The sequence below is a fragment of the Protofrankia sp. CiP1_Cm_nod1 genome, assembly GCF_920888515.1.
GTDB lineage: Bacteria > Actinomycetota > Actinomycetes > Frankiales > Frankiaceae > Protofrankia.
In genome coordinates this window covers 1-6,405 of record NZ_CAKKTM010000180.1, presented here as the reverse complement: position 1 = coordinate 6,405, position 6,405 = coordinate 1, and the positions used below count along the sequence as shown (strand labels likewise).

General features: G+C 69.4%; 6 protein-coding genes. 3 read left to right on the top strand and 3 right to left on the bottom strand.

Features of this window, described 5'->3' with window-relative positions; all coding sequences use genetic code 11:
* Positions 1-283: 283 nt before the first annotated feature.
* Positions 284-1,072 (bottom strand): DUF3099 domain-containing protein, encoded by a 789-nt coding sequence (locus tag NBX02_RS08490; protein WP_250290806.1) that lies wholly within the window; start codon positions 1,070-1,072, stop codon positions 284-286.
* A gap of 351 nt (positions 1,073-1,423) precedes the next feature.
* Between NBX02_RS08490 and ftsH the strand changes: the two genes are divergently transcribed.
* The gene (ftsH, locus tag NBX02_RS08485; RefSeq protein ID WP_250281893.1) at positions 1,424-3,457 is read left to right on the top strand and encodes an ATP-dependent zinc metalloprotease FtsH; all 2,034 of its coding nucleotides are present in this window, start codon (positions 1,424-1,426) and stop codon (positions 3,455-3,457) included.
* Positions 3,458-3,739: 282 nt separating this feature from the next.
* Here the strand turns inward: ftsH and NBX02_RS08480 are convergent, their stop codons facing one another.
* Positions 3,740-4,297 carry a GNAT family N-acetyltransferase gene (locus NBX02_RS08480; RefSeq protein WP_250290804.1) on the bottom strand — a complete coding sequence of 186 codons (558 nt, stop codon included), beginning with the start codon at positions 4,295-4,297 and terminating at the stop codon, positions 3,740-3,742.
* A 30-nt stretch (positions 4,298-4,327) separates the two neighbouring features.
* Positions 4,328-5,662 carry a hypothetical protein gene (locus NBX02_RS08475; protein WP_250290802.1) on the bottom strand — a complete coding sequence of 445 codons (1,335 nt, stop codon included), beginning with the start codon at positions 5,660-5,662 and terminating at the stop codon, positions 4,328-4,330.
* Positions 5,663-5,908: 246 nt separating this feature from the next.
* Here NBX02_RS08475 and NBX02_RS08470 point away from each other — a divergent pair, with 246 nt between their 5' ends.
* A complete protein-coding gene (locus tag NBX02_RS08470) occupies positions 5,909-6,064 on the top strand; it encodes a hypothetical protein (protein WP_250290799.1) in 156 nt (51 codons plus the stop codon).
* A partial coding sequence (locus tag NBX02_RS08465; protein WP_250290795.1) for a radical SAM protein occupies positions 6,061-6,405 on the top strand: 345 nt, incomplete at its 3' end. The genes NBX02_RS08470 and NBX02_RS08465, both read left to right, overlap by 4 nt.

The window sequence follows — 6,405 nt, the reverse complement described above, 5'->3', positions numbered from 1 at the left end:
ACGCCCCCATCCCAGCCCAGCTCCAACCAAACGTTCATGACCAAAAATCGTCGGACCGCGAGAACGAGGGAACAAGTGGTCGCTGTAGCAGCCACTTACGTACTCATTATCCCGATCAGAACGGAACGCGCGGCTGTCTGACCGGGGTGGTGGGGTGGGGGCATCGGCCGGCCGGGTGCGGCGATGCTTGCCAGCCGTACCGGCACTGGCCGTCAGCGGGCCGCCCTCGTAACCGGGCCCCGGGGCCGTCTCCGCGTGATCTCACCTGCGCCAGCGCCGTAGGTCACCCTCGTGAACGAGCCGCGGAGCTGACCTGCTCGGCGGCGCTGGTACCGCGGCTGGCGCCGCCGGCCCCCCAGCCGTCGCCGGCCTCACGGCTGCCGCCGGCCTCACGGCTGCCGCCGGCCCGGCCCATGCGACCGCCCTGCTCTCCCCCACCGCCGGCCCGGCTCCCGCCAGCGGCCCGATCCCCGTCGTCAGCCCGGTCCGAACAGCCGGCCTGCCATCCCCCACCGCCAGCCCGATCCCCGCCATCAGCCCGGTCCGAACGGCCGGCCTGGCTCGCGTCGACGGTGTCCTGGCCGTTCCGTCCTGCGATGTCGCCGTTCCGTCCTGCGATGTCCTGGCCCTCCCGGCCTTCGTCGCCAGCCGCCCGGCCCGCACCAGCCGTCCGGCCCGCACCAGCCGCCCGGCCCGCGCTGGTGGCCTGGCCCGCGCTGGTGGCCTGGCCCGCATCGTCGACGAGGCCGTCGACGACCTCGTGGCGGACCGGCTGAAGGGCCGGGGGCAGGTCGTCCGCGGAGCGGGGCGACGCGACGTACAGGGACGGGCGCTCCCGCCTGAGCGGCGGGCCACCATTGGCGACGACCACCGCCAGCCACGGCAGGACCACAGCGATGACGACGGCGGCGAAACGCGGCCAGCCGTGTAGCGCGACCACGGCGAGCACCAGGCAGACGGTACGGAACAGCATCGAGATCACGTATCGGCGCTGGCGTCGCTGGATCTCCTCCGGGCGGGACAGCACCGCACGTGTGATCAGAACAGCGTCGCTCTTGCGCCTGATCCGCACTGGTCCACTTCCCGTCGTCAGGACAAGCCCCGGATGCCTGCCCAGTGTGCGCCGTACCAGGCCGCACCGCCCATACAAGCATGACCGCCCGTACCAGCATGACCGCCGGCCGCCTGATGGAACAATTCTCGGCCGCCCGGCCACTTGCAGCCACATTCGGCGACACGCGGCGACTTCCCGCAACTCCCGCGGCCGGCCGTGAAGCCTGACGGCTCGTTCATGCGTTGAAAAGGGGTACACCGCACCGCGCCGGACGCGGGTCGCGGACACGAGCGGCCAGACGCGCACGACCGGACGCATGCGGCCTCGCCGGTGCCCGCGAGGATGTCAGCACAGGCAGGAGAACCATAGATGATCGGAAAAGCCGGCCTTCACCAGGACGCCCGGTGGCATCCGTCGACCTCGGCGCGCTCCGGGCCGCCCCGGGAGACCCCGCCCAAACCCGCGCCCACGCCCCCGCCGAAGTGGCGTCGCTGGCTGCTGCCCGTCGGCTTTGTGATCACAGCGGCCCTGCTGTTCGCGCCCAGCCTGTTCCCGAAGCAGGCCACCTCGTACAGCTTCACCCGGTTCACCCAGCAGGTGGACGCCGGCAAGGTGCAGGCCGTCACCGTCAACGACAAGGGCGGCGTCACCGGGACACTCAAGGACGGCGCCAGCTTCACCTCGCAGGTGCCGACCGCGCTGGACACCCAGGGCGTCCTCGAGCGCATGGAGGCGAAGAACGTCGAGGTGAAGGCCACCCGGACCGGGACGTCCTTCCTGTCGGTCCTGCTGAGCTTCCTGCCGCTGCTCCTGCTGGTCGGGTTCTTCCTGTGGACGGGCCGGCAGGCCCAGCGTTCGCTGGCCGGCGGGCTCGGCGGCATCGGCCGGTCCCGCACGAAGATCATCGATGCGGAGCGCCCGACCACCCGGTTCGCCGACGTGGCCGGCTACGAGGGCGCGAAACAGGAGGTCAGCGAGATCATCGACTTCCTGCGCGACCCCGGGCGCTACCGGCAGGCCGGCGCGAGGGGGCCGGGCGGGGTGCTCATGGTCGGCCCGCCCGGCACCGGCAAGACGCTGCTGGCCCGCGCGGTCGCCGGCGAGGCCGAGGTGCCGTTCCTGTCGGTGAGCGGCTCCGGGTTCGTCGAGATGTTCGTGGGGGTCGGCGCCTCCCGCGTCCGCGACCTGTTCGGCGAGGCGCGCAGGCGCGCCCCGTCCATCATCTTCATCGACGAGATCGACGCGATCGGCGGCAAGCGGGGCTCGGGCCTGCTCGGCGGCAGCCACGACGAGCGGGAGCAGACCCTCAACCAGCTGCTCGCCGAGATGGACGGGTTCGACCCGGCCGAAGGCGTGGTCGTGCTCGCCGCCACCAACCGGCCGGAGACCCTCGACCCGGCGCTGCTGCGCCCCGGGCGTTTCGACCGGCAGGTCACCGTCCCGCTGCCGGCCCAGAGTGAGCGGGCCGCCATCCTCGCGGTGCACAGCCGGGGCAAGCAGCTCGCCCCCGACGTGGACCTGTCCGTGGTCGCCCGCGGCACCCCGGGGTTCTCCGGCGCGGACCTGGCCAACCTCGTCAACGAGGCTGCGATCAACGCCGTCCGGGGCGGGCGCAACATCATCACAGCCGACGATCTCGACGCCGCCCGGGAACGGATCATCCTGGGCCGCCGGGACGCGACCAACGTGCTGCTGCCCGAGGAGAAGCAGTCGGTGGCCGTGCACGAGTCCGGGCACGCGCTGGTCGCCGCGCTCTCCGCGCACGCCGACCCGGTTTCGAAGATCACGATTCTGCCGGCCGGGATGGCGCTCGGTGCCACCCAGCAGCTGCCCGAGGACGAGCGGCACCTCTACACCGAGGGCTACCTGTACGACTCCCTCGCGGTGCGGCTCGGCGGGCGGGCCGCGGAGCTGGTCGTGTTCGGCCAGGGCTCGACCGGGGCCGCCAACGACCTGGCCGGCGCCACCGCGCTGGCCACCAGGATGGTGCGCGAGTTCGGCCTGTCCCCCGTCCTCGGGCCGGTGGGCTACGCCTCGGGCAGCCCGCAGTACCTCGGGGCCGAGGAGATCGTCTCCCGGCCGTACTCGGAGGAGACCCAGCGGATCATCGACGCGGAGGTGGCCCGGCTGGTGCGGGAGGCCGAGGAGCAGGCCGTGAGCCTGCTGCGCGCGCATCGCGAGGCGCTCGACGCGCTCACCGGCATCCTGCTGGAGCGGGAGACCGTGGACGGCGCCGTCCTCGACGACGTCCTGCGCGACCACGCCCCCGTCGCCGCTCCCGTCGCAGCCCCCGTCGCCACCTCCGCCGCGATCCCGGACGCCGCGGGCGCCCCCGGCACGGGCAGCCCCGGCAGGGGTATCCCCGACACGGCCGCCGACGCCCGTGGACAGCGGAAGCGGTAGGTGAAAACCGTCATCCCAGCAACGTTTTCCACCTACGGGTTCCGCGCCCGTAGGTGGAAAACGTTGTACTGGTAGCGGTTTCCACCTACAGGGCCGGCCGAGGGGTACCGGTCACGGGTGCGCCGTTCGCTGTTGATCGCACCGTTCCGCCGTAATCGATCGTCCGGCGGGCGGTTCACAGATCGCACGCCGGAACGGCAACGACCCGGAGTCGGTGAGCCAACACCCACTCCAGGTCCTGATACCCGCGGTCTCAACCCTGCGGGCACAGGAATTCGAACGTCACAGGCTACGTTCCGGCACCAGCAGCATCGCGTCATACACGGGGGATTGCGGGGTGTGCTTGATGCACCCCATGATCCGGTAGCCCCAGCGCAGGTAGGCGCCATGCGCGGGTTCGTTGCCGACGATGCAGGTCAGCGTGGTCCAGGGTTCACCACGCCCGGCAATGACGGCGTCATGCAACCGACGGCCGATGCCCTGGTTGGTCGCGTCCGGGCGGACCATGAGCTCGCGCAACCAGAAAATTTTCCCAGCCTTGGCTGCGGCACGGGCGGCTACTGGTCGGGCCTCCCCGAGGGAGAGCCACCAGGACATGGCGGCAGGCAGGGTGACTCCGTGGACGTAGCCGACGAGCCGGCCGCCCACACGGGCCGTGACGCTTTCGAAGCCGCTCATTTCCAGCGCGGCGCGGAGGCGGTCGGCGTAGGCGTCGACAGAGAAGAACGGATCACCCGCGTACGACGGCACGCTGTAGACCTCAGCATAGACGTCGAGGAGTTCTTCGACAATGACCTTCACCGCGTGTGCATCATGGTGCCACAATTCGATGTCCGCCACGGTGGTGGATCTCCTTCTCTTTCACTGCCATCAGGCGGTGTACAGGCTGAGCCGTTCGGCCATTTCCCTGGCCGGGTCATGGGTCCGGTGGAGCGTGAGGCCGTTGCGGACGAGTACAAGCTGCTTCATGTTCCGAGTGGAGCTCATACCGCCGTCGACGAGCCGCAGTGATTCCTCGGCGGCTGCCACGGTGTGGTCGAGGTCGCGGTTCTGCAGGGCTGCATAAGCCAACCGGGCCAGGCACATCCCTCGGTTGCGGGAGTGCTCGATGTCCTGGAGTTCGGCGGAGCGGTCCAGCAGTTTCACCGACTGGTTGTGCTGACCGAGGTCAAGGCGACACATGCCTTCCAGACAGGTGAGTTCGGCCTGGTTGAGGAAGGCAGTCCAGTCAGGATCACGCTGACTGGAACCATGCTCGAAGTGGGTCCAGGCACGTTTGATCGCGCTTCCGGCGGAGACGTCATCGCCGAGCCGCGCGTGGCCCTGGGCCTCGCGGATGGCCAGCAGGGCTGCGACCCGCGGCGGGGCGGACCATTCGGCTGCGTGAGCCTGGGCGATGCGGGCGAAGCGCACGGCTTCGCGGGCCTTACCCAGATCCACGGACTGGCGGGCCATGTTGGACAGGGTGCGGGTGGCCAGAGCGTCGTCGCCGGCGAGCATCGCGGTGTTGAGCGCCTCGGAGAAGTACACCCTGGCCTCGGTCTGCCGGCCGGCGTCGTAGCAGAACCAGCCCAGCGATGTGGTCAGTTGACCGGTGATGCTGTGTAGTTCCTGGCTGATGCCATCGGTGTAGGTGCCTTGGTCGAGCAGACGGTGAAGCCACAGCAACTGAGCGCGGGCTGATCGCCACAGCCGATCACCGCCGAAGCGCTGGTCGATGGCGTCCAGGTCGGCGGCGGCGGACCGCAACAGTTCCACTTCCTCGCTGCCAACCCGAAGCTCTGCATCACCCAGCATGGCGGAGGCGCTGGAGGACATCCAAGGCAACGGGCCACCGGCGGCGGCCAGTCCTAAAGTGGCGGCCCCGGCGGCGAGGGCTTGACGACGGTTCTCGGTAAATCCAGCGGGCCGAACGCTCTCGGCCCGCCGTCTTCGGTAGAATCCGAGTTCGGAATCCGTTTTAGCGCCGAAGATAGCGCGCAACGCGGAACGGTAGTCCTCCTGAGGCCATCTGACTACACCACGCTCGAGTTTTCCGATATAATGATCGTCGATAGGTACAACTCGACCGTCCTTTTCTTGGAAGATCCATGAAGCGACAAGATCCGCTAGTTCTTGACGACTAATATTTTCACCTGGTGAGCGCATTGAATCGAGCCTCAGACGGGCATGGCGAAGCAGGTCGTTGGGCTTGGGATCTGGCATGGGGCGTACCTCCGATAGCTGACGAAGAAATTCTTGCACAGCCAGCAGCAGCCAGCCGGTCGGACTGTCCTGACGTTCCGCAGGCGTCGTAGCTGCCCCCAAACTGCCCCGAGAACTGCCTTGACGAACCAAAGTGCCCCTTCACAGCCCCGCCGGTGCCCTCGTCCTGGCTGAACGATTCCTGTGAACTTGCGTCAGTGGTTCCGACCGGGCTGACGATGTCCCCGGTGGCGGGCCGGCGGCGGGGTGACCGAGGCCGAGGCGCTGGCCTTCGCCGCCGGGCAGAACGCGGCGTTGGAAACGGTCCACATCGCGCTGGCCCGCGCCTGGGGCGCGAACGGGCCGCCAGGCCGGAGCGGGCCTGACGGTCGGCCATATTCCCAGAAACGGAGCGGCACGTGATCCCTGAAGCTACTTTTCCGGCCCGGTTCCTGTGGCTGGAGATCACCGGGCGTTGTCAGCTCGCGTGCGTCCACTGCTACGCGGACGCATCCCCACGCGGCAGCCACGGAACAATGACCGCCGCCGACTGGAGGCGTCTCATCGAGGACGCCGCCGGCCACGGCATTGAGATGGTTCAGTTCATCGGCGGCGAGCCGACCATGCACCCGGCCTTCCCCGCGCTGGTGACACACTCGCTGGCGGCCGGCCTGCGGGTGGAGGTGTTCAGCAACCTCTACCGGGTCACCCCCACCCTGTGGGAGCTGTTCTCCCGGCCGGGCGTCCGCCTGGCGACGTCGTAC